Origin of the sequence: Caballeronia sp. LZ062 (genome assembly GCF_031450785.1) — a bacterium.
GTDB lineage: Bacteria > Pseudomonadota > Gammaproteobacteria > Burkholderiales > Burkholderiaceae > Caballeronia.
Genome location: NZ_JARTWB010000002.1, coordinates 2,471,784 through 2,498,442, shown reverse-complemented (window position 1 = coordinate 2,498,442; position 26,659 = coordinate 2,471,784). Strand labels below are relative to the sequence as shown.

The following is a 26,659-nucleotide window of genomic DNA, read 5'->3' as shown; positions in this document are numbered from 1 at the left end:
TCAGGGGTGGCTCAATTCTAGATGCAAAAGTGGGTCAGTTTCCGGCGCAAATTAACACTGAAATGCCGTTCCTTCGCCTGCAAAGCGATGATGTCTGGCGTGTCGACGCGCACGGATCACGCGGCGCGATCGCGTCGAACGCGGCGCTGACCAAGACGCAATTGCGCGCCATCGACGCAACGGGCCGGTTCTCCGACGACGTCCAGCGCGCCTTCGACAGCGATCCGCAAGCCATCAGCGACGTCGCCCGCGTCTTGCTCGACGCGCATTTTCCCGACAGCATGCACGAGGACATTCTCGCCGCCGTCGGCCTTTCGCTCGACGCGCCGCAGACCGGCAAGACGCGCCGCAGCCCCAACTTCCGCGACGACGTACTCAGGGCGTACGAGTACCGCTGCGCGCTGTGCAATCTCGACATGCGCATCGGCAACCGCACGATCGGCCTCGAAGCCGCGCACATCAAATGGTTCCAGTTCGAGGGACCGGATGTGGTGGAAAACGGCATCGCGCTGTGCTGTCTGCATCACAAGCTCTTCGATATCGGCGCTTTCACGCTCGGCGATGAACGTCGCGTGCTGGTCTCCGAAGAAGCGCACGGCACCGACCAGTTCGACCACATCTTGCTGCGACATCACGGCAATCGCCTGAACGCGCCCGTCAGAGCGGAGCATCACCCGTCGACCCAGTTCGTCGACTGGCATCGCAGCCAGGTCTTCCGCGGACAAGCCCGCCCGCTCTAATCCCCGAAGCCCCGCCGCAACCCGCGTACACTTCGGCTTCGAACCAATCCATCTTGCGCGGCCGAGCCCGCGCGGATCGCAATCAAGAGAACTTCCTCATGTTCACCTGCCGAAACCAGTCCTGCCAAGCAGAATGGGAGCCCTCGGACGTCGTCATCAAAAACGAAGGCCAGGGGCTGCTGTTCCGCTGCCCGATGTGCGGCGCGCGCAACTACGTGACGCGCCACGACTCGCCGGACGGCGCCGTCTCCTACGAACAAGTCAGCGACATCCCGCCGCGAGGCTCGCATTAACGCCATGACCACCGACACCTCCTTCGCGAACCTGCCGCTTTCCCCCGCGATGCAGGCGAACCTGCAACAACTCGGCTACACGTCGATGACGCCGATTCAGGCCGCGAGTCTCCCGCATGCGCTCGCGGGGCACGACCTCATCGCGCAGGCGAAGACGGGCAGCGGCAAGACCGCGGCCTTCACGCTGCCGCTGCTCGCGCGGCTCGATGCGAAGCAGTTCGCCGTGCAGGCGCTCGTGCTTTGTCCGACGCGCGAACTCGCCGATCAGGTCACGCAGGAAATCCGCCGACTCGCGCGCGCCGAAGAAAACGTGAAGGTGCTGACGCTGTGCGGCGGAACGCCCATGCGTCCGCAGATCGCGAGTCTCGAGCACGGCGCGCATATCGTCGTTGGAACGCCGGGGCGCATCATGGATCATCTGCAGCGCGAAACGCTTTCGCTCGCCGCGGTCCGCACGCTCGTCCTCGATGAAGCCGATCGCATGCTCGACATGGGCTTCTTCGACGATATCGCGTCCGTCGCGCGCCAATGTCCGAAGGATCGCCAGACGCTGCTCTTTTCCGCGACGTATCCGGAAGGCATCGCGAAGCTGAGTCAGCAGTTCCTGCGCAATCCGCGCGAGATCAAGCTCACCGAGCAGCACAGCAATGCCAAAATCAAGCAGCGGTTCTATCAGGTGGAAGATCACGAGCGCCTGCATGCGGTCGGGCTGCTGCTGGATCACTATCGGCCGGTGAGCACGCTCGCGTTCTGCAATACCAAACAGCAGTGCCGCGATTTGCTCGACGTTTTGCGCGCGCAAGGTTTCGAGGCGCTCACGCTGCACGGCGAACTGGAACAGCGCGAACGCGATCAGGTGCTCGTGCAGTTCGCCAATCGCAGTTGTTCGGTGCTCGTCGCGACCGACGTGGCGGCGCGCGGGCTCGACATCGCGCAATTGGAAGCGGTCATCAACGTTGACGTGACGCCGGACCCGGAAGTGCATGTGCATCGAATCGGCCGCACGGGGCGCGCGGGCGAGGAGGGCTGGGCGCTGTCGCTTGCGAGCATGGACGAGATGGGGCGCGTTGGCGCCATCGAAGAGGCGCAGCGCTCGGAAGTGGAGTGGCATCCGCTGTCGGAACTGACGTCGGCCGAACCGGGCCATCTCAAGCCGCCGATGGCGACGCTCCAGATTCTCGGCGGCCGTAAGGACAAGATCCGCCCCGGCGACGTGCTCGGCGCGCTCACCGGCGAAGCGGGCTTCGACGGCGCGCAGATCGGCAAGATCAACGTGATGGATATGGTGACTTACGTGGCGGTCGAACGCGGCATTGCGGATGACGCCATGCGCAGGCTCGGCGTCGGGAAGCTGAAGGGGCGGAAGGTCAAGGTAAGGCGGGTCTGAGCGGCTGTGCTTCGACGCGCTCGCGCGCCATGACAGTCGACGTGGCGCGCTTATCGCGGGTTGGCGCTTTCAACTTGCACCCGTGCCACGGTCGCCAGCGTCGCGTCGCTGTCACGCTTCAATGCCTTCGTTCGCCTACGCGCCGTGTGAAGAACTGCGCCATGCATGCCGAGGCGCTGCCGGTATTGCACGCCACGAGCGGCACATCTGAGCGCCTCTAAATCACTCCCGCGCCATCCCCGCCGCCGCGCCGCGATCACGCGTCACCAGCCGCAAACCACTCGCGATGCTCGCCGCGCCGGCGAACCCCGCGCCGAGCGAAAGCGCGAGCGCCGGACCGTGCTTCCCCGCGATGCCGAAGCACAACGCGACGAGCGCCGCGCCCGTCGCCTGTCCGACGAGCCGCGCGGTCGCGACGACGCCGCTCGCGCCGCCGCTGCGCTCCCGCGGCGCGCTGGCCATGAACGCCTTCAGATTCGGCGACTGAAAGAAGCCGAAGCCCGCGCCGCAAATCGACATGCGGATGCAGATATCGAGCGCATGTGGATTCGCGGGCAGCGCCGCGAGCGACACCATGCCCGCGCACAAAATCGCGAGTCCGATGCCGCCGAGCAGGCCCGGCGCGTAGCGGTCGGACAAGCGCCCCGCGATGGGCGCCATCAACGCGACGAGCACCGACCACGGCGTCATCAGAAAGCCGGTCTCGACTTGCGTGCGGCCGAGCACGGTCTCGAAGTAGAACGGCAGCGACACGAACGCGAGCCCTTGCGCGGCAAACGAGCAGACGGCGGTCATCGTCGAGAGCGCGAACATGGGACGTCGAAAGAGATCGACCGGCAGCATCGGCGCGGGATGACCGCGCTCGCGCCGCAGCATCAGCGCGCCCGCGACGAGCGCAACGGCCAGCGCCGCGAGCACCGTGTGCGACGGCGCGCGCTGCGCCGCTTCGCCGAGCGCGAAGATCAGCGACGCGAACGTGATCACGTTGAGCGCCGCGGCCACGCGATCGAAGCCGTGCGCGCTGCGCTTCGTCTGCGGCAGCGCGGGCCACGCGATGAAAAGCGCAAGCACGCCGACCGGCAGATTCACCGCGAAAAGCCAGGGCCACGTGCCGAGCGAGAGCACGATGGACGCGACCGTCGGCCCGACCGCGAAGGCAATGCCGACGATCAGCGCGTTCAGCCCGACGCCCCGACCGAGCCGATGCAACGGGAAGATCGCGCTGATCAGCGCCGTGTTCACGCTCATGATGGCGCTCGCGCCGAGTCCTTGCAGCAAGCGCGCGGCGACGAGCGTCGGTAGCGACCACGAGAACGCGCATATCGCGGATGCGATCGTGAACACGACGAGCCCGCCCAGATAAACGCGCCGATGCCCGACGATGCCGCCGAGCGCCGCGAACGGCAGCAGCGTGGCGACCATCGCGAGCTGATACGCGTTGATGATCCAGACGGACGCGGCGGGCGTCGAGCCGAGATCGGCGGCGATAGCCGGCAGCGCCGTATTCGCGATGGCCGTATCGAGCGTGGCCAGCGCGACGGCCAGCAGAATGGCGGCCATGCCGCGCCGCTCGCGGGGAGTCATCGGCGCATCGGCGTTGCGGGGAGCGGGTTGAGCGGGATCGGCGGCCACGTCGTGTTCCGGATGTAAGCGGAAGAAGAATAATCCGACACGATACGGGAAGCAGACGGATCGCGCTCGAACACGTCGGCGGCGGTTATGCTGTGACGACTAAAAGAAGGAGACAGGTATGGCGATTCGAATCGTGCGGCTCGGCTCACCGCGCGCCGAAAACGAAGGCCTGCGCATCGGCACGGTTCGCCGGCCGCCGCGCGGCGTCCCGAAGGCGGAGTTTGCTAGCCGCGATTTCTATGACGTGTGGTATCCGAATCTCGCGCCGTCGCCCGAGCGTGTGAGTGAGGCGCTGCACGCGCAAAGCGAGCAGGAGTGGCGCGCCTTCGTGAAGAAGTTCAAAGCGGAGATGGCGAAGCCGGAAGCGAGCAGATCGCTCGATCTGCTCGCCGCGCTCTCGCATACGACGAATCTATCGGTGGGATGCTACTGCGAGAACGAGGCGCGCTGCCATCGCTCGGTGTTGCGCGAGCTTCTGATGAAGCGCGGCGCGGAGTTGGCATAGGCGCGATAGACGCTGTCGGAGCGTCTATCGCGAATGCTTTAGTCAGTGCCGAATTTCGGCGAGCGCGGGCCGTACAGCAGGCCCGCATTGTTGCCTGTGGCGAGCAAGCGTTGGCTCGTCAGGCCGGCGACATCGAACGATTTATCCGTGAGCGAGTGCGTGACCTGTTTCGCGATGCCCTGAACGAGCAGACCGACCAGGCTGCCGTTGCCCACACTGACGTTGTAGCCGACTTCATTGCCGTTTGCCGAGGCCGTGCCCTTCCACAGTTCGTCGCCCGAGCGCAGGTCGACCAGCTTCGCTTTCGCGGCGACGACCGTCTGGCTGTCGACGACCACGAACTTTGTGCCGTAGCTCGTGACCGTCGTGTACAGCGCGGCGTCCGCGCCGAAGATCTCGCGGAGCTTGGCGGGCGACACGTTTTGAATGTCTGTGGGCGTCGTCAGGCCGTTGTGCTTGAACGTTTCGTCCATTTCCGCGACGGGCACGACGTAGTAGCCGGCTTCGGCGAGCGGCATCGTCATCTGGGACAACATGCCGTGCGTCGCGCCGATGTCGGACGTCTCGTTGATGGGCGGCAGCACGAGGATCGAACGCGGCTTGCTGTTGCGGAACGCCGTGTAGTCTGTCTGATTCGGGGCGCGCGAGGCGCATGCGCTCAGCATCAGCAGAGCCGAGAGCATCGCGAAGAGCTTGCGGGAAAAATTCATGTTCATTGCCGGCGCTTATTTGAGGTGGCTCAACAGGAAGTCCATGTAAGCGGACGACTCGGGGAAGGACTGCTTTTCGGCGTTGAATTCCTGCCGGGCGGAATCCACTCGTCCGACGCTCGCGTAGAGCGTGCCGAGATGCGCATGGAACCCGGGCGGCAGCGCATTGCCCTTGGCGAGAATCTGCTGACGCGCCTTTTCGAGTGCGTCGATCTGCTCGGCCGGGCTCTTCTGGCCTTTGAAGTATTCGTAGACCTGCGGCTGATAGCCGTCCCATTGATAGAGCGGCGGCGTGCCTTGCGTGGCGCAACCGGTCAGCAGCGCGCACGCTGCCGCGACCGGCAACGCGAGGCCGGTCAAGAACTGCTTTTTGTGATGCATGGTGAGACCTGCTTATGAGTAATGATGCCGTTACTTCGCGGCTTGCAACGCGCCAGCGTCGACTTTCTCGACGAGGTGATTGACCGCTTCCTGAATCGCGAGATCGAGCACTTTGCCGTTGAGCGTGGAGTCGTAGCTCGCGGTGCCGCCAAAGCCGATGACTTCGCGATTCGACAAGCTATATTCGCCCGCGCCCTGACTGGATGCGACGACTTCGGACGTCGTGGTATCGACGATGTTGAGGCTGACCTTCGCATACGCGACTTGCGTCTTGCCGCTACCGAGGATGCCGAACAGTTCGCGATCGCCGACGTCCTTGCGTCCGAATTCCGTGACGTCGCCGGTGATGACGTAGCTTGCGCCCTTGAGCGCCTGATTCTTGTTCGCGATCGTGGCTTCCTGCTTCAGTTCGTTCAGGTTGTCGCGTTCGAGGACGGTGAAGCGGCGGCTCTGTTGCAGCGCCGTGAGCAGGATGGTCTTCGCCTGACTGCCGACGCGATCGACGCCATCCGAGAACACGCCGCGCATGTAGCTCGAGCGGTTATCGAACTTGCCGACCGATACGGCGACCGGTTTGCCCGCGTAAGGCGTGCGAGCGCTGTTGACTTCGGGCACCGGCAGGGAGCGCGACGCTTCGCTCGCGCATCCGCACAGGACTGCCGCGACAGAAGCGGCGACGAGTGCCGTGCGGGCTTTTGTGAGTTTCATGGTTGCCTCCGGAAATACGCCGTTGTTCCCGCTTGTGCGTCTGGTCACGACGCAGGGCGGACGGCGGAAAGGGAGGCAGATTGTTGAGCGATTTGGAGAGCGGACTCTTCGGAGTGTTCCGAAAAATCGCGGGGCTTGACGAACGCGCTGAGGGAATGCTTACGGGGAATGACTGGGAAAAGAAAAAGGCCGGTCAGCTTTCGCTTGACCGGCCTTTCGAATTCCTTGGTGGGGCGTGAGTGACTCGAACACTCGACCTACGGATTAAGAGTCCGCTGCTCTACCAACTGAGCTAACGCCCCAACAGAAGCGAAATTATAGCGGCAATATTTCGAAAAGCGCAAGCCCTTAGCGTGAAATTTGATGCCGCAACGACCCTCGCACCTGACAGCGCGCGACACAACACCCGTTATCATGACGCATCGCCGAACCATCGTTCGATTCGCCAATCCACTACGGGACTACGGAAGACATGGACGAAGCCGCCATCCGCGCGTTGCTGGACAGCATTCTCGCGCCGTGGGTCCGCGAGTTGGCGCTCGCGCCCGAAGCCATCCGCGACGATTCCGTCACGCTGCGCCTGCCGTACTCGGACCACCTGCGCCATGCGGGCGGCGTCATCTGCGGCCAGGTGTTCATGGCCGCCGCCGATACTGCGATGGTCGTCGCGATTTCGCACGTCATGGGCGCTTTCTCGCCGATGACGACCGTCTCGCTCAACACCACATTCATGCGCCCGGTGAAATCCGGCGACGTGCTCGTCACCGCCCGCGTGATGCGGCGCGGCCGTAACCTCGTCTTCGGCGAGATCGACATGCACGACGACAAGGGCGAACTCGCCGCTCACGCCACGACCACCTACGCGCTCATCAATAAAGATCAGTAAGCAATGTTCGATCAAGTCGTATTTGCCGGCGGCGGCAACCGCTGCTGGTGGCAAGCCGGATTCTGGAACGTGGTGCAGCCGGAGTTGAGTCTACGGCCACGGATCATCGCGGGCATCTCGGCGGGCGCTGCAACCGCATGCATGCTCTACACCAACGACGCGCGCTGGGTCATGCGCTACTACGCGGACGTCCTGCGCAGCAACACGAAGAACGCCTACTGGGGCAATTTGCTGCGCGGGCAATCCGTGTTTCCGCACTACCGCATCTACCGTCAGGCGCTGCTCGATATCTTCGCGGAGCGCTTCGGCGAACTCGCGTCGGCGCCGGAGATTCGCATCGGCGTGTCGCATCTGCCGCGCTGGCTCGGCGCGCACAGCGCCGTGGCGGCGGGGCTGGTCGCCTATAACATCGAGAAATACGTGCGCAAGACGCTGCATCCGACGCTCGGTCAGGCGCTCGGCTTTCATCCCGAGTTCGTCACGGCGCAGGAATGCGCGACCATTGAAGACCTCGCCGATCTCATTCTGCAATCGTCGAGCACGCCGCCTTTCACGCCGATTCTGCGTCGCAACGGGCGCCCGGTGCTCGACGGCGGCATGGTCGACAACGTGCCCGTCTCCGCGCTCGACGCGTCGCCCGGCAGGGTGCTGGTGATGGTCACGCGGCTGTATCCGCGCGAGCGCATGTTCGTGGTGCCGCACGGCGAGCAGCGGCGTCTTTACGTGCAGCCGTCGCGCAAGGTGCCGATCTCGAGCTGGGACTATACGAGCCCGTCGCAGATGGAGCATGCTTACGAACTGGGCCGCGCGGACGGTGAAGACTTTCTCGAGCGCCTGCCGCGTCTTCTCGAGACCGCGTCGCATCTCGTCTGAGCTAGCATGGAGGCACGCCGTGTCGAAGCTGCATCGATATGAACTGACCGTCGCGTGGACGGGCGATCTCGGTTCCGGCACGTCCGCCTACGACGCCTATTCGCGCGATCACCTCGTGCGCGTCGGCAACAAGGCGGCGATCGAGGCATCGAGCGATCCGGCGTTTCGCGGCGACGCCGCGCGTCACAATCCCGAAGAACTGTTCGTGGCGTCGCTCTCGTCGTGCCACATGCTGTGGTATCTGCACCTCTGCGCGACCCGCAAGGTGGTCGTGACCGGCTATGTCGACGAAGCCGTCGGCACGATGCAGGAGGAGCCGGGCGGAAGCGGGCGCTTCGTCGATGTGCTGCTGCGCCCGCAGGTGACCATCGGCGCGGGTGGCGACGTGCAACTCGCCGCGCGGCTGCATGAAGAGGCGCACCGGTACTGCTTCATCGCGAATTCGGTGAATTTTCCGGTGCGCTGCGAGCCGTCTATCGCCGTGTCGACGCTGTGAGCCTTAACGGCGGCGCGCGTGCTGAAGCGCCTCCGGATTCGCCACGCTGGACATATCGCCGGCATCGAAAGCGAGAATGTTGTTGAACGCCGCGCTGAAGTAGAGCTCGTAGCTCTCGCGCTCCACATAGCCGATGTGCGGCGTGCAGATCACGTTTTCCATGCGCAAGAGTCCGTAGCCTTGCAAGATCGGCTCGCTTTCGTAGACGTCCACCGCGACCATGCCCGGCCGGTTGTGATGCAGCGAGTTCAGGAGCGCGTTCTCTTCGAGCAGTTCGGCGCGGCTCGTGTTCACGAAGAGCGCGGTCGGCTTCATGCGCATGAGATCGTCTGTTTTGACGATGGCGCGCGTTTCATCGTTCAGGCGCAGATGCACGGTCAGCACGTCGCTTTGCTCGAAGAGCATCTCGCGGCTTTCCGCAATCTCGACGCCATCTTCGCGCGCTGCTTCCTGCGAATGTTCGCGGCCATAGACCAGCACGTTCATACCGAACGCCTTGCCGTAGCCCGCCACCAGCCTGCCGATCTTTCCATAACCCCAAATCCCGAGCGTCTGACCGCGCAGCACTTGCCCGAGCCCGAAGTTGGGCGGCAGCGCGGACGTTTTCAGTCCCGACTGCTGCCACGCGCCCTGCTTGAGGTTCGCGACGTACTGCGGAATGCGCCGCTGCGCCGCCATGATGAGCGCCCACGTCAGTTCGGCCGGCGCGACGGGCGAACCGGTTCCCTCAAGCACGGCGATCCCGCGTTCTGTACAGGCGTCGATGTCGATATGGCCGCCGCCCGCGCGGCCGGTCTGGCTGATCATGCGCAGCTTCGGACATTTATCAAGCAGTTGCGAGCTGATGCGCGTGCGTTCCCGAATAAGCACCAGCGCGTCCACTTCCGACAGTCTGCTAGCCAACTGTCCGAGCCCACGCACCGTGTTATTGAAGACCTTCACCTCATGGTCATCGAGTAGATGGAAGCAGTCCAGCTTCCGAACGGCGTCCTGGTAGTCGTCGAGAATGGCGATTTTCATGGAATGTGATTGCGTATTGTTGGGCATCAAACCTGCTGCTTTGTCGAACCGGCATCGAATAAAGGCGCGGATTATCTTCGGGTAATTACCGATAAATTCGCGCTATTCCGCCGAAACCTGTGCTTTATGCGCAGCGTCAATATGGCGCTGACATGCGGTGTTATGCTTGATTCCCCATTCCGGCCGCGGACGAAACCTCCTGCCGGAAAACGAAAAATCGCGGAGCCCATTGCGGAAAACAGCGGTAATCAGCAAGGGGACAGGCCGCTTAGTATCTCTTTTTAACAGTTTGTTCCTTCGCGGCGCAAGCGACGGCAGGAAGCGCCGGAAGGTCAGCAAGACTCACGCCCCGAGGACGCCGCACTCGGCCGGTGACCGTATTCGCGCGGGCAGTCTCGCGCGAAGAGCCGGCGGTTCCGGTCCAAACGCCTCTCGCAAGCAGCGTCCGGGCGCACGGTTTTTCATTGCAGAAGAACGGAGACAGCTCGATGAACCAGCCCGCAGTAGTCGAACAGAACAATAACAATGCCGTCGACACAGATGCGCCGGCCTATGTCCGGCACCGAAGACTGATCGAATGGGTGCAACGCGTCGCGGCGCTGACGAAGCCGGAGCGCATCGTCTGGTGCGACGGCACGCAAGCCGAATACGACCGGCTCTGCGAACAGATGGTCGCCGCCGGCACGATGAAGAAGCTCGATCCCGAAAAACGTCCCAACTCGTATCTCGCGTGCTCCGATCCGTCTGACGTGGCGCGCGTCGAGGATCGTACGTTTATCTGCTCGCAGCGTCGCGAAGACGCAGGCCCGACGAATAACTGGATCGACCCGCAGGAAATGCGTTCGACGCTCGACGGTCTCTTCGACGGCGCCATGCGCGGCCGCACGATGTACGTCGTGCCGTTCTCGATGGGTCCGCTCGGCTCGCCCATCGCGCATATCGGGGTGGAGCTGTCGGATAGTCCGTACGTCGTGACGAACATGCGGATCATGACGCGCATGGGCCGCGAGGTGTACGACGTGCTCGGCACCGACGGCGAGTTCGTGCCGTGCGTTCACTCGGTCGGCGCGCCGCTCGCCGATGGGCGCAAAGACGTGCCATGGCCGTGCAACGAAACGAAGTACATCGTGCATTTCCCGGAATCGCGTGAAATCTGGAGCTTCGGCTCGGGCTACGGCGGCAACGCGCTGCTCGGCAAGAAGTGCTTTGCGCTGCGCATTGCGTCGACCATGGGCCGCGACGAAGGCTGGCTCGCCGAGCACATGCTGATTCTCGGCGTGACCTCGCCGCAAGGGCGCAAGTATCACGTCGCGGCGGCGTTCCCGTCCGCGTGCGGCAAGACGAATTTCGCGATGCTGATTCCCCCGAGCGATCTGAACGGCTGGAAGGTGACGACCATCGGCGACGACATCGCGTGGATCAAGCCGGGCCGCGACGGGCGTCTCTACGCGATCAATCCCGAAGCCGGCTATTTCGGCGTCGCGCCGGGCACGAGCGAGAAGACCAACTTCAACGCAATGGCGACGCTCAAGGAGAACGTGATCTTCACGAACGTCGCGCTGACCGACGACGGCGACGTCTGGTGGGAAGGCATGACGGACACGCCGCCCGCGCATCTGATCGACTGGCAGGGCCGCGACTGGACGCCGGAAATCGCGAAGGAAACCGGCGCGAAGGCCGCGCATCCGAACGCGCGCTTCACCGCGCCCGCGTCGCAGTGTCCGTCGATCGATCCGGACTGGGAGAACCCGGCAGGCGTGCCGATCGACGCGTTCATCTTCGGCGGGCGCCGCTCGAACACGGTGCCGCTCGTCACGGAAGCGCGCGACTGGAAGGAAGGCGTCTACATGGCCGCGACGATGGGCTCCGAAACGACGGCCGCCGCGGCAGGCCAGCAGGGCGTCGTGCGCCGTGATCCGTTCGCGATGCTGCCGTTTTGCGGCTACAACATGAGCGACTACTTCGGCCACTGGCTGAAGATGGGCGAGCGCCTGGAGGCGCAAAACGCCAAGCCGCCGAAGTTCTTCTGCGTCAACTGGTTCCGCAAGGGCGAGGACGGCAAGTTCGTGTGGCCGGGCTTCGGCGAGAACATGCGCGTGCTGAACTGGATGGTCGGGCGCATCGAGGGCACGGCGAACGGCGAGGAACACGCGTTCGGCATCTCGCCGCGCTATGAAGACATCGACTGGGGCGGGCTCGATTTCTCGCGCGAGCAGTTCGAGCAAGTGATCTCGGTGAACGACAGCGCGTGGCGCGACGAACTCACGCTGCACGACGAGTTGTTCGCGAAGCTGCAACACGGGTTGCCCGACGCTTTGCCGGAAGCCAAGGCGGACATGGAAAAGCGGCTGGCTGCCTGATCGCTATTGCGTAGCACCGCGGCTTTCGCAGTGGAAGATGACCGAACGGTCATCTTCTCCGACGAAGCCGTTTCCACAACGATTTTTTCCAAAAACCACAGCGCGTCCGCAACTTCTGCACGAATCTTCGAGTCCTAGGATAATTCTGAATTGCCTTGCAGCAGAATTTATAGCCGCGTGGCGGCAGGAGTTGTCCCATGGATCATTTGCAGTCGATGAAGGTGTTCGTCCGCGTGGCCGATCTTGGCAGTTTTGCCCGGGCCGCTAGCGCGATGGATATCTCGAACGCGGTAGCGACGCGCCACGTCGCCGATCTCGAAAGTCGTCTCGGCACGCGCTTGCTCAACCGCACGACGCGCAGTCTTTCCCTCACCGAATCCGGTCAGGTGTATCTCGAGCGGGCGCGCCAGATTCTCGATGAACTAGAAGACGTCGAACAGATGGTGGTGGCGCGCAATCACGAGCCGCTCGGTTCGCTGCGTATCGTCGCGCCGGTCGTGTTCGGCCTGCACAATCTCGCGCCCGTCTTGCAGACTTACGCGCAGCGTTATCCCAAGGTCCTGCCCGATGTGACGCTGGTGGACCGCCAAGTGGATCTCGTCGAGGAAGGGTTCGATGTCGGAATCGTCATTGCGCGGCAGGTGAAGAGTGCGAGCGTCGTCACGCGCCGCCTGACCACCGGCTGCATGACCGTCTGCGCGACGCCTGATTACCTCGAAAAGCACGGCACGCCGACGCGCCCGGAACATCTGCTGGAGCACCCGTGCCTGAGCCTGCCGTCCGAATACTGGGGCGACGAGCGCGTGTTCACGGGTCCGGACGGCGAAGTGCGCGTGCGCCCGCAGAACGTGATCATCGCGAACAATACGGAGATGCTGCGGCAGTTCGCGCTGCTCGGCATGGGCATCGCGATTCTGCCTAGCTATCTGATCGGCAACGACATGAACCGCAATCAGCTCGTGCGGCTGCTCGGCGACTACCAGTTGCCTCAAGTGGAAATCAACGTCGCCTATCCGAGCCGGCGGCACTTGCCCGCGAAGGTGCGCACGTTCATCGATCACCTCGTCGAGCACTTCAGCCAGACGCCGAATCACCAGCTCGGCGAGCAATGGATTCGCGACGGCATCGGTAAGCCGGCGGCCGCGAGCAGCGCGGAAGCCCACTACGCCCACGATGATGAACCGAAAGCGCCGCCGCCCGCGCCGCGTTCCCGCTCGATGGACGGTGAACTCGGCCCGAAGCTGGCAAAGCCTTCGCGACCGCGAGGGCGCCTGCCGGCGGCGTCGCCGTTCTGATCGCTGCGCGCGTCTTGCGCTCACCAAACGAAAAAAAGCCCGCGAATCACTTCGCGGGCTTTTTTGCTTCTAGCCGGCGCGGCGAATCAACTCGCCTTGCGCGCCGCCGTCTTCTTCGCGGCCGCTTTCTTCGCCGGGGCTTTCTTGGCCGCGACGGTCTTCGTCGCCGCTTTCGCCCGCGTGGTCTTGGCGGCTACGGCGACGTCGCTATCGCCTTCGTCCGCGCTGTCGTTCTGCGCGTCTGCGGTTGCGCCGCGCTTCGCCGCCGCGGTCTTCGCGCCCGGCTTGGCTTCTTTTTTCTCGAACTCGAAGCCGATCTTGCCGTCCGGTTGCTTGACCAGATACGCCTTGAAGTTGCGCCCGGTCCGCGACGACTTGAAGTTCGTCAGCAAGTCGGTGCGGCCTTCGTTCAGCAGCTTTTCCATCTGCTCCCGCGTGATTTCCTGCTGCAGGATGACCTTGCCCGAGCGGAAATCGCACGTCTTTGGATTCGCGACCGAGTTTTCGCACACGAAGCTCATGCCGTGCTCGAACACCCGCGACTGACATTTCGGGCACGCGCCGACGGGCGTCTGCTCCGAGAAATCGGGCGGTTCGCCGTCTTCGCCGCCGGTGTCCTGACCGAAATCGAATTCCAGCTTGAAGTTCTTGATTTCGTCGTCGAGCGCGAGCTTCAGAATGGCCGAGAACGGGCGACCCATCTTGCTGCGAAAACCAGACAGCGGACCGATGGTCTTTTCGCGCAGCAATTCCTCGACTTCCGGAATCTCGAACTGACGCCCGCCCGGTATCTTCGAGATCGAGAACTCGCACTTCGTGCAGGCAAAGCGCCGGTAGTTCTCTTTCACCTGTGCGCCGCAATTCGGGCACGGTGTTTCGAGCGTCGCGTAGTCGCCGGGGATCGTGTCGGAGTCGTACTCCTTCGCGCGCTTCACGATGGTCTGCGTCATGCGCGCGATTTCCTGCATGAACGCGTCGCGATGCAGGTTGCCGCGCTCCATCTGCGAGAGCTTGTGTTCCCACTCGCCGGTCAGCTCGGGCGCGGTCAGTTCTTCGACGCCTAGGCCGCGCAAAAGCGTCATCAACTGGAACGCCTTGGCGGTCGGAATCAGTTCGCGGCCCTCACGCACCATGTACTTTTCGCCGAGCAGGCCTTCGATGATGGCGGCGCGCGTGGCCGGGGTGCCGAGGCCCTTTGCGGCCATCGCCTCGCGCAGTTCCTCGTCTTCGACGAGCTTGCCCGCGCCTTCCATCGCCGACAGCAGCGACGCCTCGTTGTAGCGTGCGGGCGGCTTGGTCACGAGGCCGTGCGCCTCGACCTTTTCGACGTCAACCGTTTCGCCCTTTTGCACCGGCACGAGATTGCCTTCCTCGCCCGCGGCTTCGCGGCCGTAGACCTGCAGCCAGCCCGGCTCGACGAGCACCTTGCCCTCGGTCTTGAAGTGATGTCCCGAGACTTCGGTGATGCGCGTGGTGACGAGATACTCGGCCGCCGGGAAGAACACCGACAGAAAGCGCTTCACGACGAGGTCATACAGCTTCTGCTCGGGCTCGGACAGCGCTTTGGGCGCTTGCAGCGTCGGAATGATGGCGAAGTGGTCGCTAATCTTCGAGTTGTCGAAGATGCGCTTGTTCGGCTTCACCCAGCCCTTGTCGAGCACTTGCTTGGCATACGGCAGGTAGTTGTTGCTTTCCTTGAGCATGGTCAGCGTTTCCTTGACCGTGCCCAGATAATCTTCCGGCAGCGCGCGCGAATCGGTACGCGGATACGTCAGCACCTTGTGCTTTTCGTACAGCGCCTGCGCGAGCCCGAGCGTGTTCTTCGCCGAGAAGCCGAAGCGGCTGTTGGCTTCGCGCTGAAGGCTCGTCAGATCGAAGAGGAGCGGCGACATCTGCGTGGACGGCTTCGACTCTTCCGTCACCGTGCCGGTCTTGCCGCGGCACGCCGCGACGACCGATTCCGCCGCCGCGAGACTCCAGAGGCGCGAATCGCGCTGTTCCGGATCGTTCTCGACGCGCTTGAACTTCGGGTCGAACCAGCGGCCTTCGTAGAGACCCTTTGCCGCGATGAACTCCGCGCGCACTTCCCAATAGTCGCGCGGCACGAAACGGCGTATTTTTTCCTCGCGTTCGACGACGATCGACAAGGTTGGCGTCTGAACGCGACCGACGGTCGTCAGAAAGAAACCGCCGCCCTTGCTGTTGAAGGCAGTCATCGCACGCGTGCCGTTGATGCCGACGAGCCAGTCCGCTTCCGAACGGCAACGCGCGGCGTCGGCGAGCGGCTGCATGTCGGCGTCGCTGCGCAGGTTCGCGAAGCCTTCGCGGATGGCGGCGGGCGTCATCGACTGAAGCCACAGGCGCTGGATCGGCTGCTTCGCTTTCGCGTGCTGCGCGATCAGGCGGAAAATCAGCTCGCCCTCGCGCCCCGCGTCGCATGCGTTGATGAGCCGGTCAATGTCCTTGCGCTTCAGCAGCTTGGTCAGCACCTTCAGCCGCGACTCGCTCTTCGCGATGGGATTCAGATCGAAATGCGGCGGAATCACCGGCAGATTCGCGAAGCTCCATTTGCCGCGCTTGACGTCGTATTCCTCCGGCGCGGCGATTTCCAGCAAGTGGCCGACCGCGGACGAGAGCACGTAGTCGTCGCTCTCGTAGTACTCGTCATGCTTCGTGAAGCCGCCCAGCGCGCGCGCGATGTCGTTCGCGACGGAAGGCTTCTCAGCGATGATCAGGGCTTTGGACATGACTCAATATGGTTGGGGACTGGCAGCGGCCCCGTTTGGACCGCTTTAACGACCGCTTTATAGCACACGGTTTGCGCCGTGCGCGTCGCGGTTTCGATTACGACGCCCGCCGAACCGGCGTCCGGGTGCGTTTCGGAAGACGCAACCGGGTGCCGCCGATCCATTTGTCTACGCTATAGCAAGCGCCGGGCGCAGCTTGGGCGCGCCGGTCATGTCGGGCAGGGCGGTGAGGTCGGTGAGCATGCGCTCGACGATTGCGACCTGCGGCAGCACTGTGCCGAAAAATCGGGTCGTGACCGAATCTTCGATCAAAACGGTCGGGAAGTTCTCCACGTCCAGGTCATCGAAGCGGTCCGCCTGATTTTCGATGTCGATCCACGCGAAGCAGATGTCCGGATGCGCGTCGGCCAGTCTGTCGAAAGCTTCGCGATACTCGCGGCACGTCCCGCACCATTCCGCGCACAGGCACGCGACGAACAGCGTGCCCGGCACGGCGAGGCGTTCGGCGATTTGTTCGGCGTCGGTATCGAGGTTGAACGCGGACATGAGGTTGAGACGATCCTTTCTTATGGCAACGCCGTGCAGCGCAATTCTCGCGAATGTAGCACGAGGCGGGGTCAGGAGCGTTCGAGCGCCCCGTACCGGCCGCCCGGCAGCGCCGCCGCCAGCCCCGCGAGTTCGAGCTGAAGCAGCGCGCCCTGAAGCGCCGCGCCGTCGAGATCGGTGCGCTCGGCCAGAATTTCAAGCGTCGCCGGCGAGTGGCCGAGCGCGGCGAGCACGCGCTCGGCGTCGCCAGTCGGCGCGTCGGCGGGCAGGCGGGCGGATGCCCACGAGGCGCTCGGTGCTCGCGGCTTGCCGCGTCGACCCGGTGCGGGCGCTTGAGCGGCCGGAAAGCCGAACTCTTCCAATACGTCTTCCGGCGTTTCGACGAGCTTTGCGCCCTGTTTGATGAGCCGATGACAGCCCTGCGACAGCGGCGCGTGAATCGACCCGGGAATGGCGAACACATCGCGCCCGATCTCGGCGGCGAGCCGCGCGGTGATGAGCGAGCCCGACCGCATCGCGGCTTCGACGATCAGCACGCCGCCCGACAATCCCGCGATCAGCCGGTTGCGTTGCGGAAAGTTCGCGGAGCGCGCTGGCGTGCCGAGCGGCCACTCGGACACGATGGCGCCGTCGCGGGCGATTTCGTGCGCGAGCGTGTGGTTGTGCGCGGGATAGACGAGATCCGCGCCCGTGCCGATGACGGCGATGGTTCCCGCGCCGCCATCGAGCGCGCCGCGATGCGCGGCGGCGTCGATGCCGAGCGCGAGTCCCGACACCACCGCGAGTCCGGCATCGGAAAGCGCCCGCGCAAAGCGCCGTGCGTCTTCCGCGCCTTGCGGCGTCGCGTTGCGGCTGCCGACGATCGCCACTGCGCGTGACTGAAGCACGTCGAGCCGTCCTTTCACGTAGAGCACGGGCGGCGGATCGGGCATGGTCAAGAGCGCCTGCGGATAGTCGGCGTCGGCGAGCGTGAGCAGATGATTGCCGGGCTCGGACGTCCAATCGCGCACGCATTCAATATAGTCATCGAAGGGAGCGCCTTCGACGTCCGCTGGCGGCGCGGTCACGGCTTTCGCGGCGGTTTCGTCGGTGGCGCGGGCGAGCGCGGCGTAGCTCTCCGACAGCACTTCTAGCGGGCCGCCGAACGCACCGAGGAGCGTGCGCAGCGCGAGCGGGCGCAGACCTTTGGCGTGCGCAAGCCGCAGCCAGGCGCGAAAGTCGTCGGATGCGGGCGGGGCCGCAGGGCATTCAGCAAGTGCCGGGTCGGTCGGCAGGGTGTCGGTCGTCATGTTAAGATTTTTGATCCCGTATAAATCAAGAATCGTCGCCCGGCCGCGCAGCCGGTCCGTAGCGACGCTGTCTGCCGCTTGCCGGCGGCGTTGAATCCCGTGGATTCGCCCGCATATCTTCGGCACGCCGCAAGGCCTCCGCAACCTGGCCGAATGGCCGACTTCACCGCGTCGTGGCGCGTGTAGATAATTCGAATCATGGCTCTGCTCAAGATACTCAACTACCCGGACAAGCGGCTGAACAAGGTGGCGAAGCCCGTCGCCGTGGTGGACGACCGCATCCGCAAGCTCGTCGCCGACATGGCCGAGACGATGTACGCCGCGCCCGGCGTCGGCCTCGCGGCGACGCAGGTGGACGTGCACGAGCGCGTGATCGTCATCGACGTGTCGGATGCGCACGACGAACTGATGGTCTTCATCAACCCGGAAATCGTCTGGGCGAGCGAGGTCAGGAAGGACTGGGAAGAGGGCTGTCTGTCGGTGCCGGGCATTTACGACATCGTCGAGCGGCCGGACCGCGTGCGCGTCAGGGCGCTGAATGAAAAGGGCGAGACGTTCGAACTCGATTGTGAAGGGCTGCTGGCCGTATGCGTTCAGCACGAGATCGATCACCTGGACGGACACGTCTTCGTGGAATATCTGTCTCAACTGAAGCAGACGCGTATTCGCGGGAAGATGAAAAAGCTCGAAAAAGCGCTGTAAGCGGCGGTACGATTCACGTTTTTGCAGGCGCGCCGAACGGCGCTTTCTCCGATGACTCAATCGCTGCGTGTCGTTTTCGCCGGTACGCCAGAATTTGCCGCCGCCGCGCTCGCGGCCATCCATGCGGCTGGCTTTTCCGTTCCTCTCGTGCTCACGCAGCCCGACCGGCCCGCCGGACGCGGCATGAAGCTGACCGCGAGTCCGGTCAAGCGCTTTGCCGTGGAGCACGGGCTGCCCGTCGCGCAGCCGACGTCGCTCCGGCGCGCGGGCAAATACCCGCAGGAAGCGGCAGAGGCCATCGATCGGCTGCGCGCCACGCCGCACGATGTGATGGTCGTCGCGGCTTACGGGCTGATCCTGCCGCAGGAAGTGCTGGACATCCCGCCGCGCGGTGCGATCAATATTCACGCGTCGTTACTGCCGCGCTGGCGCGGAGCCGCCCCGATTCATCGCGCGATCGAAGCGGGCGACGCCGAAAGCGGCATCACGCTCATGCAAATGGACGCCGGCCTCGACACGGGCGCGATGATCCGCGAGGCGCGCACGGCCATTCTTCCCGACGACACCACCGCCACGCTTCACGACCGCCTCGCGCAAATGGGCGCGGATTTGGTCGTCGCGGCCCTGCGCGATCTGGAGCGCGACGGCACGCTCCGTTCCACGCCGCAACCTCAAGACGGCACGACATACGCCGAAAAGATTGCGAAACACGAGGCGGCGCTCGACTGGCGCCGCCCGGCGGCGGAGCTGGCGCGACAGGTTCGCGCGTTCGATCCGTTCCCGGGCGCGGTCGGCACGCTCGACGACACCGCGATCAAAATCTGGTCGGCGCAGCCGCTCGACAGTGCGCACGGCGCGCCGGGCGTCATCGTGGACGTTTCTGCGGAAGGAATCGTCGTGGCCTGCGGGAGCGGCGCGCTCAAGCTGACGCAGCTTCAGAAGCCCGGCGGCAAACGGCTTCCGGCGCGCGAGTTTCTGGCCGGCACGGCCTTGTCGAAGGGGCAGTGTTTCGCTCTTCAGAACGACGCGCGCGGCATAGAATAAAAAGTCGCTCACGTTCTTCGGGGTTTCCATGCTCGGCATCACAGGTTTCGCGTTCTTTCTCGTCGCCGTCTTTCTGCTGAACGTCACGCCGGGGCCGGACACCGCGTACATCGTCGGACGCAGCGTCGCACAAGGGCGCGGCGCGGGCATTGTCTCGGCGCTCGGCATTTCGGCGGGATGTATCGTGCATACGCTTGCGTGCGCGTTCGGTCTGACGGCGATTCTCGCGGCATCCGCGACCGCGTTCACCGTCGTCAAGATCGCGGGCGCGATCTATCTCATCTACCTCGGCGTGCGGCTCATCTTCGCGAAACACGACGCCCCGAGCGACCCTGCTTCTGACAAGGCCAGTGCCAAAAGCGCCCCGAAATCGCTGCGGCAGCTCTTCACGCAAGGTTTCGTGACGAACGTCCTTAACCCGAAAGTCGTGCTCTTCTTCGTCTCGTTCTTCCCGCAGTTCGTCGCCGCCGACAGCCAACACAAGACGCTCGCGTTTCTTACGCTCGGCCTCGTGTTCATCGCGATGAGCACGGTGTGGAACAGCTTCGTCGCGTGGATCGCCGGCAGCGTCACCGAACGCTTTTCCGGCAAGCCGGGCGTCAAGCGGTGGCTGGACCGCGGGGTGGGCGGCGCATTCGTCGGGCTCGGCATCAAACTGGCGACTTCGCACAGATAGTTGAATCTTTCGCGGATGCCCTTATCTAACGTTTTGCTTACAATGAGCGTCCCGTCCAGTCTGGCCGGGTCCACCGCGCAGATTGCGCACTGTAATCAGGGAGAAGGAGCTCCGCATATGTTCAACTGGGTCAAAACCGCGATGCTGATGGCAGCGATCACGGCCCTTTTCGTCGTGATCGGCGGCATGATCGGCGGGTCGAAGGGCATGATGCTCGCGCTCGTCGTCGCGCTTGGCATGAATTTCTTCTCGTACTGGTTCTCGGACAAGATGGTCCTGCGCATGTACAACGCGCAGGAAGTCGACGAAACCACCGCACCGCAGTTCTATCGCATGGTGCGCGAGCTGGCCACGCGCGCGCAGTTGCCGATGCCGCGTGTCTATCTCATCAACGAGGACGCGCCGAACGCGTTCGCCACCGGCCGCAATCCCGAACACGCGGCGGTCGCGGCCACGACCGGCATTCTGCGCGTGCTGTCCGAGCGTGAAATGCGCGGCGTGATGGCGCACGAACTGGCGCACGTGAAGCATCGCGACATTCTCATCTCGACCATCTCCGCGACGATGGCCGGCGCGATTTCCGCGCTTGCGAACTTCGCCATGTTCTTCGGCGGGCGCGACGAGGAAGGCCGTCCGGCTAACCCCATCGCGAGCATTGCCGTGGCGATTCTCGCGCCTATCGCGGGCGCGATGATCCAGATGGCGATTTCCCGTGCGCGCGAATTTGAAGCGGACCGCGGCGGCGCGCAGATTTCGGGCGATCCGCAGGCGCTCGCGAGTGCGCTGGAGAAGATTCACGCGTACGCGTCGGGCGTGCCGTTCCCGGCAGCGGAAGCGCATCCCGCAACTGCGCAGATGATGATCATGAATCCGCTGTCAGGTGGCAGCATCGCGAATCTGTTCTCGACGCACCCGGCGACCGAAGAGCGCGTCGCGCGTCTTATGGAAATGGCGCGGACCGGGCGCATGTAAGCCAAGTCGCATCGGTAGTCGAATGCAAGGCCGCTCCGGCACGTTCGGGCGGCCTTTCTCTTTACTGCCGGCGCATCGGCCGCGTTTGTGGCGCACGTTACAATCGTCGTTTGATATGCGCGCGCCAGCCGCAAGACCCCATTTCGACATGACAGACAAGCCATCCCGGCGATCCGCCGCCGCGCACCCGCCGCACGCGCACGCTCGCATGAGCGCGCTGCATCTCGCGCCCGATTCGCTCGCGTTCGCGCTCGACGGCGCGGCGCAAGCCGTAGGCGCGGTGCGGGCCGGTTCGGCGTTGCCGGCGGCAATCCAGACCGTCGCGGCGTCGGGCAAGCACGCGGCGGCGCGTGGCGCGATCCAGGACATCGCGTATCGCACGATGCGCCGGCTCGCGCTCGCAGATGCGCTCTTGCACAAGCTCGTGCGCAAGGCGCCGCCGCCGCACGTGAGCAACGTGCTCGCGTGCGCGTTCGCTTTGCTCGCGGACGACGAGGCGCACGCGGCGTATGCGCCGTTCACCGTGGTCGATCAGGCGGTGAGTTCGATCGCCGCGCGGCGCGAGTTTGCGTTCGCGAAGGGGCTCGTGAACGCAGTGCTGCGCAACTTCCTGCGCGAACGCGACGCGCTCATCGGCGAAGCGATGCAAAGCCCCGTCGCGCGCTGGAACTATCCGCAGTGGTGGATCGACGCGGTGAAGCGCGCCCATCCCGACGCATGGGAGCGCATTCTCGCGGCGGGCAACGTGCAAGGGCCGCTCACGTTGCGCGTCAACGCGCGGCATATGACCGTGAGCGCGTATCTGGACCTTCTGAAGGCCGAACACATCGAAGCGCGCGCGGCGGGGCAGCACGCGGTTCGGCTAACCACGCCGATGCCCGTCGATCGCATTCCCGGCTTCGCGGATGGCGTGGTGTCGGTGCAGGACGCGGGCGCGCAGCTTGCCGCGCAGTTGCTCGATGTTCGCGACGGCATGCGCGTGCTCGACGCGTGCGCCGCGCCCGGCGGCAAGACCGGCCACATTCTGGAGTTGGCTAACGTCGAACTCATTGCGCTGGAAAGCGATGCGACGCGAGCAGGCCGCATCGCGCAGAATCTGGAGCGTCTCAAACTGCAAGCGGACATTCGCGCGGGCGATGCGGGCGATCCTTCGTCATGGTTCGAAGGTGCGCCTTTCGATCGCATTCTCGCGGACGTTCCGTGTTCGGCGTCGGGCATCGTGCGCCGGCATCCGGACATTCGGTGGCTGCGGCGCTCGTCGGACATCGCCGCTCTCGTCGATGAACAAAGACGCATTCTCGCGGCGCTCTGGCCGCTCGTCGCAAAAGGCGGCGAGCTGCTCTACGTGACGTGCTCCGTCTTTCCCGAGGAAGGCGAGGACCAGGCCCGCTGGTTTGGAGCGGCGCATGAAGATGCGGTACGATTGGACGCGCCGGGGCAACTGTTGCCGACAGCGGCGCGCGCAAGCGCGGGTGCGGTTCAAGCGTCACCGGATGGTACACATGCCGAACGCGCCGGTTCCGGCGAGGCACAGAACGCAGGTCCGCCGTCGAACGCGGAAACCTTCGCGGATCACGACGGATTCTTCTACGCGCGCTTTCAGAAACGGTGACGATCAAACGCTTTTTTCCGCTTCGGCTCGCGGCCGTCATCTGGACTGCGCTGGCGCTCTGGCTGAGTTTCACGCCGGCAGCGTCCGCCTTCGCGGAAACCATCTCGGTGCAGCGCGCGTCCTTGCAGGCGGACAACAACGGCTGGAGCCTCGATGCGCACTTCGACTTCGATCTCAACAGCAGTCTCGAAGAAGCCGTGAACCGCAGCGTACCGCTCTACTTCACCATCGACTTCATGCTTTCGCGTCCGCGCTGGTACTGGTTCGACGAAGAGCCGGTCAATGTATCGCAAAGCATTCGGCTCTCCTTTCAGCCGCTCACGAACGAGTACCGCGTCTCGACGGGCGGCTTGCAATTGCGCTTCGCCTCGCTTGCCGAGGCGCTCGCGGTCATCAAGCATGTGACGTCGTGGCATGTGATCGACCGTAATCAGGTGCATGGCGGAGAAACGTACACCGCATCGGTGCGCATGCAGTTGGATATCGCGCTGATGCCCAAGCCGTTCCAGATCGACGCAGTCAACAACCGCGACTGGAACCTGTCCTCGGATTGGAAGCGGTTCACTTTTACGGCGGCGGAACGTGCGAAATAGATTTCGACGCGGCCGCACGGACATGAAGAGTTTCGTGGTCCGGTTGCTGGTCACCACAGTCGCGCTCACGGCGGTCCTGCTGCTCGTGATGCTCGCGCTCGCGAGCGCGAATACCGAGTTCTTCGACCGTTATTACGGCTGGCTGTATGCGGCGAACGTCGCGGTGGCGGTCATCTTCATGCTGATCGTCATCAGCCTCACGCTGATTATCGTGTCGCGCGTGCGGCAGGGGCGCTTCGGCACGCGGCTGCTTGCCAAGCTCGCGCTGATCTTCGCGCTCGTCGGCGTGCTGCCGGGTGCGATCATCTACGTCGTGTCGTATCAGTTCGTTTCCCGAAGTATCGAGTCGTGGTTCGACGTGAACGTGGAAACCGCGCTCACGTCCGGCCTGACGCTCGGGCGCGGCATGCTCGAAACGTCGCTTGCGGATTTCAAGAATCGCGGCCGGCAGATGAGCGATCAACTCGCGAGCGCCGATCCGTCGAGCCTCACGCTGTCGCTCTTGCGTCTGCGCGATCAGTTCGGTGTCCAGGACGCCGTCGTGTTCGAGCGTCCACGCGATCAATACAATCGCGAGGATCTGAACGCGGGCGGAGCATTGCAGCGCGTGGCGGGCTTGCGGACCATCGCGCAGGCGTCGGGCAATTACTATTCGCTCTTGCCCACGAACGAGCCGACCAGCGCCATGCTGAAAGAAGCGCAGGATCACCCGTTCGGTGCGATTGAGGGCGAAATCGACGGCGATCCGAAATCGAACGGGCCGAAGGGCGCGCTGCGGCTGCGCGTCATCACGAAGATTCCCGACCCGACGACGACCACCGAATTTCAGCACGTCGACCGCTTCTTGCAGATCGAGCAGCCGGTGAGTCAGGAACTCGCGCGCAATGCCGACGCCGTGCAGCGCGCGTATCGCGAGTATCAGGAAAAACGGCTCGGGCGCACGGGTTTGCGCAAGATGTATATCGGCACGCTGACGCTTGCGCTCTTTCTCGCCACGTTCATCGCGATGATGCTTGCGCTCGCGCTCGGCAATCAGCTTGCGCGGCCGCTTTTCCTGCTCGCGCAAGGCACGAAGGAAGTGGCCGAAGGCGATTACACGCCGAAGCGCGAGATCAATTCGCGCGATGAACTCGGCTTCCTCACGCAGTCGTTCAATGCCATGACGCGCCAGCTTTCCGAAGCGCGCGCGGCGGTCGAGAACAACCGCATCGCGCTGGAACATTCGAAGGCGTATCTCGAAAGCATTCTCGCGAACCTCACGGCGGGCGTGTTCGTGTTCGACCGGCAGTTCCGGCTCACCACCGCGAATCGCGGCGCCGAACGCATCTTCCGGCAGCCGTTCCGCGCGTTGCTTGGGCAGCCGCTCGATCATATCGACGTGCTCGCCGAATTCGGCGCGATGGTCAAGAAAGCGTTCGCCGAGCGCGATGCCGCCGCCATCGGTAGCGGGCATCCGACGGGGGATCGCGGACACTGGCAGCAGCAGGTGGCCGTGACCGTGCCCGGCGAGAACGATCCGCTGACGCTGCTTGTGCGCGGCACGCAATTGCTGAGCGCTACCGAGAGCGACACGGACGACGCCGAAACCACCGGCTATGTCGTCGTGTTCGACGATATCTCCGACGTCATTTCCGCGCAGCGTTCGGTGGCGTGGGGCGAAGTCGCGCGGCGTCTCGCGCATGAGATCAAGAATCCGCTCACGCCCATTCAGCTTTCCGCCGAACGTCTGCAAATGAAGCTCGCCGATAAGCTCGCCCCGCAGGACGCCGAAGTGCTGAAGCGGGCATCGACGACCATCGTGAATCAGGTGCAGGCCATGAAGCACATGGTCGACGACTTCCGCGAATACGCGCGCACGCCGCCTGCGGTGCTCGGCAATCTGCAACTGAACGATCTGGTCGGCGAAGTGCTGGCGCTTTACGGCATCGAGGAAGGCAAGAGCCCGATCAAGGTGGACCTCGCGAAGCTGCCCGTGATCCGGGGCGACGCGACGCAGATTCGCCAGGTGATCCACAACCTGCTGCAGAACGCACAGGACGCCGTCGCCGATGTCCCCGAACCGAGCGTGCTGCTCGAAACGAGGACAGTAGAATATGGCGAGCCGGATGCTTCGGGTCATGCGCGCGTCGCGGTTCGTCTGAGCGTATCGGACAACGGCGCCGGCTTTCCCACGCGCATTCTGTCGCGGGCCTTCGAACCTTATGTGACGACGAAGGCGAAGGGCACGGGTCTGGGACTTGCAACGGTAAAGAAGATCGTCGACGAGCATGGCGCGCGCATCGACATTCGCAACCGGTCGAAGACGGGCGACGTGGTGCAAGGCGCGCAAATCTCGATTCTGTTTCTTCAACTCGCGGACGACACTGCCGCCGACGGCGCAGCGCCTTCGACTCCGGCGGCCGCGAAACACGGAACGACAAAAGCAACAGTGCAGACAAGGGCAGCTTAAATGGCAACCATCCTGGTGGTAGACGATGAAATGGGGATCCGGGAACTGCTCTCCGAGATCCTGAGCGACGAGGGACATGTCGTGGATGTGGCGGAGAACGCGCAGCACGCGCGTGAATACCGCTTGCAGCAGACACCCGATCTCGTCCTGCTCGACATCTGGATGCCCGATACCGATGGCGTCACGCTCCTGAAGGAATGGGCCGCGCAGGGCAAGCTCACGATGCCCGTCATCATGATGTCGGGGCACGCGACCATCGACACGGCGGTCGAAGCGACGAAGATCGGCGCGCTCAACTTTCTCGAAAAGCCCATCGCGCTGCAGAAACTCTTGAAGGCGGTCGAGCAGGGACTCGCGCACGGCACGGCCGCGCCGGCTGCGGTGGCGGCGACCAAGCCCGCGCTGAACGCGGGCTCGTCGGGCGTGCCGGTCGCGGCGGCGTTGCCGACGGCGTCGGCGCTAAACGCCTCGTCGGGCGATGCGGGCGCGGGCGGCGCGGGGCAAAGCCAGGCGGGACAAACCGCGTCGATTTCGTTCGACATTCCTCTGCGGGATGCTCGCGACGCCTTCGAGCGCGCGTACTTCGAATATCACCTCGCGCGCGAGAATGGCAGCATGACGCGCGTGGCGGAGAAGACGGGACTGGAGCGCACGCACCTGTACCGGAAACTGAAGCAACTCGGCGTCGATCTCGGAAAGAACAAGAGCGAAGTTTGAGCGGCACGCTCAACGTGATCCGGACG

The 26,659-nt window shown here is 64.1% G+C and carries 24 protein-coding genes, 1 tRNA gene and 1 pseudogene; 17 read left to right on the top strand and 9 right to left on the bottom strand.

The features are described from left to right. Positions 1 to 8: 8 nt before the first annotated feature. From P9239_RS17750 to dbpA, 3 genes and pseudogenes are all read left to right on the top strand, one after another. Positions 9 to 740, top strand: a pseudogene (locus P9239_RS17750) (phosphorothioated DNA-binding restriction endonuclease); the annotation flags it as partial. A 98-nt stretch (positions 741 to 838) separates the two neighbouring features. Continuing rightward, the gene (locus P9239_RS17745; RefSeq protein WP_309753187.1) at positions 839 to 1,033 is read left to right on the top strand and encodes a hypothetical protein; all 195 of its coding nucleotides are present in this window, start codon (positions 839 to 841) and stop codon (positions 1,031 to 1,033) included. 4 nt (positions 1,034 to 1,037) lie between these two features. After that, positions 1,038 to 2,420, top strand: coding sequence for an ATP-dependent RNA helicase DbpA (gene dbpA / locus P9239_RS17740; RefSeq protein WP_309753186.1), 1,383 nt, complete (start codon positions 1,038 to 1,040; stop codon positions 2,418 to 2,420). Positions 2,421 to 2,642: 222 nt separating this feature from the next. On the opposite strand, the gene P9239_RS17735 is transcribed toward dbpA, so the two are convergent. Then, on the bottom strand, positions 2,643 to 4,004 hold the full coding sequence (locus tag P9239_RS17735; protein ID WP_309754129.1) for an MFS transporter: 1,362 nt from the start codon (positions 4,002 to 4,004) through the stop codon (positions 2,643 to 2,645). A 166-nt stretch (positions 4,005 to 4,170) separates the two neighbouring features. Here P9239_RS17735 and P9239_RS17730 point away from each other — a divergent pair, with 166 nt between their 5' ends. After that, positions 4,171 to 4,557 (top strand): DUF488 family protein, encoded by a 387-nt coding sequence (locus P9239_RS17730; RefSeq protein ID WP_309753184.1) that lies wholly within the window; start codon positions 4,171 to 4,173, stop codon positions 4,555 to 4,557. 38 nt (positions 4,558 to 4,595) lie between these two features. On the opposite strand, the gene P9239_RS17725 is transcribed toward P9239_RS17730, so the two are convergent. The 4 genes from P9239_RS17725 to P9239_RS17710 all read right to left on the bottom strand — a co-directional run bounded on the left by P9239_RS17725 (position 4,596) and on the right by P9239_RS17710 (position 6,658). Beyond that, positions 4,596 to 5,273: a DUF799 domain-containing protein gene (locus P9239_RS17725; protein WP_309753182.1), complete on the bottom strand. Its 678-nt coding sequence runs from the start codon at positions 5,271 to 5,273 to the stop codon at positions 4,596 to 4,598. A gap of 9 nt (positions 5,274 to 5,282) precedes the next feature. Beyond that, complete coding sequence (locus P9239_RS17720) at positions 5,283 to 5,648, bottom strand: DUF4810 domain-containing protein (protein ID WP_309753180.1); 366 nt, start codon at positions 5,646 to 5,648, stop codon at positions 5,283 to 5,285. 30 nt (positions 5,649 to 5,678) lie between these two features. Further along, positions 5,679 to 6,356, bottom strand: coding sequence for a CsgG/HfaB family protein (locus P9239_RS17715; protein ID WP_309753179.1), 678 nt, complete (start codon positions 6,354 to 6,356; stop codon positions 5,679 to 5,681). A 226-nt stretch (positions 6,357 to 6,582) separates the two neighbouring features. Further along, positions 6,583 to 6,658 (bottom strand) — tRNA-Lys (locus tag P9239_RS17710). Between the two features lie 170 nt (positions 6,659 to 6,828). On the opposite strand from P9239_RS17710, the gene P9239_RS17705 reads away from it, so the two are divergent. From P9239_RS17705 to P9239_RS17695, 3 genes are read left to right on the top strand one after another with little or no spacing between them, the layout of a single operon-like run. Continuing rightward, positions 6,829 to 7,242, top strand: coding sequence for a PaaI family thioesterase (locus tag P9239_RS17705; protein WP_309753177.1), 414 nt, complete (start codon positions 6,829 to 6,831; stop codon positions 7,240 to 7,242). Positions 7,243 to 7,245: 3 nt separating this feature from the next. After that, complete coding sequence (locus tag P9239_RS17700) at positions 7,246 to 8,115, top strand: patatin-like phospholipase family protein (RefSeq protein ID WP_309753175.1); 870 nt, start codon at positions 7,246 to 7,248, stop codon at positions 8,113 to 8,115. A 19-nt stretch (positions 8,116 to 8,134) separates the two neighbouring features. Beyond that, positions 8,135 to 8,611: an OsmC family protein gene (locus P9239_RS17695; RefSeq protein WP_309753173.1), complete on the top strand. Its 477-nt coding sequence runs from the start codon at positions 8,135 to 8,137 to the stop codon at positions 8,609 to 8,611. A 3-nt stretch (positions 8,612 to 8,614) separates the two neighbouring features. Here P9239_RS17695 and P9239_RS17690 read toward each other — a convergent pair whose 3' ends face one another. Beyond that, complete coding sequence (locus P9239_RS17690; protein ID WP_309753171.1) at positions 8,615 to 9,631, bottom strand: D-2-hydroxyacid dehydrogenase family protein; 1,017 nt, start codon at positions 9,629 to 9,631, stop codon at positions 8,615 to 8,617. Between the two features lie 488 nt (positions 9,632 to 10,119). Here P9239_RS17690 and P9239_RS17685 point away from each other — a divergent pair, with 488 nt between their 5' ends. Further along, the gene (locus tag P9239_RS17685; protein WP_309753169.1) at positions 10,120 to 11,991 is read left to right on the top strand and encodes a phosphoenolpyruvate carboxykinase (GTP); all 1,872 of its coding nucleotides are present in this window, start codon (positions 10,120 to 10,122) and stop codon (positions 11,989 to 11,991) included. A 197-nt stretch (positions 11,992 to 12,188) separates the two neighbouring features. Then, entirely contained in the window at positions 12,189 to 13,286 is a 1,098-nt protein-coding gene (locus tag P9239_RS17680) for a LysR family transcriptional regulator (protein WP_309753166.1), read from the top strand. A gap of 86 nt (positions 13,287 to 13,372) precedes the next feature. On the opposite strand, the gene P9239_RS17675 is transcribed toward P9239_RS17680, so the two are convergent. The 3 genes from P9239_RS17675 to dprA form a co-directional block, all read right to left on the bottom strand. Then, positions 13,373 to 16,033, bottom strand: coding sequence for a DNA topoisomerase III (locus tag P9239_RS17675; RefSeq protein ID WP_309753164.1), 2,661 nt, complete (start codon positions 16,031 to 16,033; stop codon positions 13,373 to 13,375). A 168-nt stretch (positions 16,034 to 16,201) separates the two neighbouring features. Continuing rightward, on the bottom strand, positions 16,202 to 16,579 hold the full coding sequence (locus tag P9239_RS17670) for a thioredoxin family protein (protein WP_309753163.1): 378 nt from the start codon (positions 16,577 to 16,579) through the stop codon (positions 16,202 to 16,204). Positions 16,580 to 16,650: 71 nt separating this feature from the next. Continuing rightward, on the bottom strand, positions 16,651 to 17,868 hold the full coding sequence (dprA, locus tag P9239_RS17665; RefSeq protein ID WP_309753161.1) for a DNA-processing protein DprA: 1,218 nt from the start codon (positions 17,866 to 17,868) through the stop codon (positions 16,651 to 16,653). 198 nt (positions 17,869 to 18,066) lie between these two features. On the opposite strand from dprA, the gene def reads away from it, so the two are divergent. The 8 genes from def (at position 18,067) to esaR (ending at position 26,633) form a co-directional block, all read left to right on the top strand. Then, positions 18,067 to 18,570: a peptide deformylase gene (gene def, locus P9239_RS17660; protein ID WP_309753159.1), complete on the top strand. Its 504-nt coding sequence runs from the start codon at positions 18,067 to 18,069 to the stop codon at positions 18,568 to 18,570. Between the two features lie 51 nt (positions 18,571 to 18,621). Beyond that, on the top strand, positions 18,622 to 19,614 hold the full coding sequence (gene fmt / locus P9239_RS17655; protein ID WP_309753157.1) for a methionyl-tRNA formyltransferase: 993 nt from the start codon (positions 18,622 to 18,624) through the stop codon (positions 19,612 to 19,614). 28 nt (positions 19,615 to 19,642) lie between these two features. Further along, entirely contained in the window at positions 19,643 to 20,290 is a 648-nt protein-coding gene (locus P9239_RS17650) for a LysE family translocator (RefSeq protein ID WP_309753155.1), read from the top strand. 117 nt (positions 20,291 to 20,407) lie between these two features. Next, positions 20,408 to 21,262 (top strand): zinc metalloprotease HtpX, encoded by an 855-nt coding sequence (gene htpX / locus P9239_RS17645; RefSeq protein ID WP_175938902.1) that lies wholly within the window; start codon positions 20,408 to 20,410, stop codon positions 21,260 to 21,262. Positions 21,263 to 21,410: 148 nt separating this feature from the next. Beyond that, positions 21,411 to 22,874 (top strand): 16S rRNA (cytosine(967)-C(5))-methyltransferase RsmB, encoded by a 1,464-nt coding sequence (rsmB, locus tag P9239_RS17640; protein WP_309753152.1) that lies wholly within the window; start codon positions 21,411 to 21,413, stop codon positions 22,872 to 22,874. Then, entirely contained in the window at positions 22,871 to 23,467 is a 597-nt protein-coding gene (locus P9239_RS17635) for a DUF4390 domain-containing protein (protein WP_309753150.1), read from the top strand. The genes rsmB and P9239_RS17635 overlap by 4 nt, the downstream gene beginning before the upstream one ends. Before the next feature lie 22 nt (positions 23,468 to 23,489). Next, entirely contained in the window at positions 23,490 to 25,916 is a 2,427-nt protein-coding gene (locus P9239_RS17630; RefSeq protein ID WP_309753149.1) for a PAS domain-containing sensor histidine kinase, read from the top strand. Beyond that, positions 25,917 to 26,633 (top strand): response regulator transcription factor EsaR, encoded by a 717-nt coding sequence (gene esaR, locus P9239_RS17625; RefSeq protein ID WP_309753147.1) that lies wholly within the window; start codon positions 25,917 to 25,919, stop codon positions 26,631 to 26,633. Positions 26,634 to 26,659 lie beyond the last annotated feature (26 nt).

Bases quoted from the DNA above. Each gene is read 5' to 3' on its own strand.
- P9239_RS17745 (WP_309753187.1), top strand. From the start codon at position 839: ATGTTCACCTGCCGAAACCAGTCCTGCCAAGCAGAATGGGAGCCCTCG.
- dbpA (WP_309753186.1), top strand. From the start codon at position 1,038: ATGACCACCGACACCTCCTTCGCGAACCTGCCGCTTTCCCCCGCGATG.
- P9239_RS17735 (WP_309754129.1), bottom strand. From the start codon at position 4,004: ATGACTCCCCGCGAGCGGCGCGGCATGGCCGCCATTCTGCTGGCCGTC.
- P9239_RS17730 (WP_309753184.1), top strand. From the start codon at position 4,171: ATGGCGATTCGAATCGTGCGGCTCGGCTCACCGCGCGCCGAAAACGAA.
- P9239_RS17725 (WP_309753182.1), bottom strand. From the start codon at position 5,273: ATGAACATGAATTTTTCCCGCAAGCTCTTCGCGATGCTCTCGGCTCTG.
- P9239_RS17720 (WP_309753180.1), bottom strand. From the start codon at position 5,648: ATGCATCACAAAAAGCAGTTCTTGACCGGCCTCGCGTTGCCGGTCGCG.
- P9239_RS17715 (WP_309753179.1), bottom strand. From the start codon at position 6,356: ATGAAACTCACAAAAGCCCGCACGGCACTCGTCGCCGCTTCTGTCGCG.
- P9239_RS17705 (WP_309753177.1), top strand. From the start codon at position 6,829: ATGGACGAAGCCGCCATCCGCGCGTTGCTGGACAGCATTCTCGCGCCG.
- P9239_RS17700 (WP_309753175.1), top strand. From the start codon at position 7,246: ATGTTCGATCAAGTCGTATTTGCCGGCGGCGGCAACCGCTGCTGGTGG.
- P9239_RS17690 (WP_309753171.1), bottom strand. From the start codon at position 9,631: ATGAAAATCGCCATTCTCGACGACTACCAGGACGCCGTTCGGAAGCTG.
- P9239_RS17685 (WP_309753169.1), top strand. From the start codon at position 10,120: ATGAACCAGCCCGCAGTAGTCGAACAGAACAATAACAATGCCGTCGAC.
- P9239_RS17680 (WP_309753166.1), top strand. From the start codon at position 12,189: ATGGATCATTTGCAGTCGATGAAGGTGTTCGTCCGCGTGGCCGATCTT.
- P9239_RS17675 (WP_309753164.1), bottom strand. From the start codon at position 16,033: ATGTCCAAAGCCCTGATCATCGCTGAGAAGCCTTCCGTCGCGAACGAC.
- P9239_RS17670 (WP_309753163.1), bottom strand. From the start codon at position 16,579: ATGTCCGCGTTCAACCTCGATACCGACGCCGAACAAATCGCCGAACGC.
- dprA (WP_309753161.1), bottom strand. From the start codon at position 17,868: ATGACGACCGACACCCTGCCGACCGACCCGGCACTTGCTGAATGCCCT.
- def (WP_309753159.1), top strand. From the start codon at position 18,067: ATGGCTCTGCTCAAGATACTCAACTACCCGGACAAGCGGCTGAACAAG.
- fmt (WP_309753157.1), top strand. From the start codon at position 18,622: ATGACTCAATCGCTGCGTGTCGTTTTCGCCGGTACGCCAGAATTTGCC.
- P9239_RS17650 (WP_309753155.1), top strand. From the start codon at position 19,643: ATGCTCGGCATCACAGGTTTCGCGTTCTTTCTCGTCGCCGTCTTTCTG.
- htpX (WP_175938902.1), top strand. From the start codon at position 20,408: ATGTTCAACTGGGTCAAAACCGCGATGCTGATGGCAGCGATCACGGCC.
- rsmB (WP_309753152.1), top strand. From the start codon at position 21,411: ATGACAGACAAGCCATCCCGGCGATCCGCCGCCGCGCACCCGCCGCAC.
- P9239_RS17630 (WP_309753149.1), top strand. From the start codon at position 23,490: ATGAAGAGTTTCGTGGTCCGGTTGCTGGTCACCACAGTCGCGCTCACG.
- esaR (WP_309753147.1), top strand. From the start codon at position 25,917: ATGGCAACCATCCTGGTGGTAGACGATGAAATGGGGATCCGGGAACTG.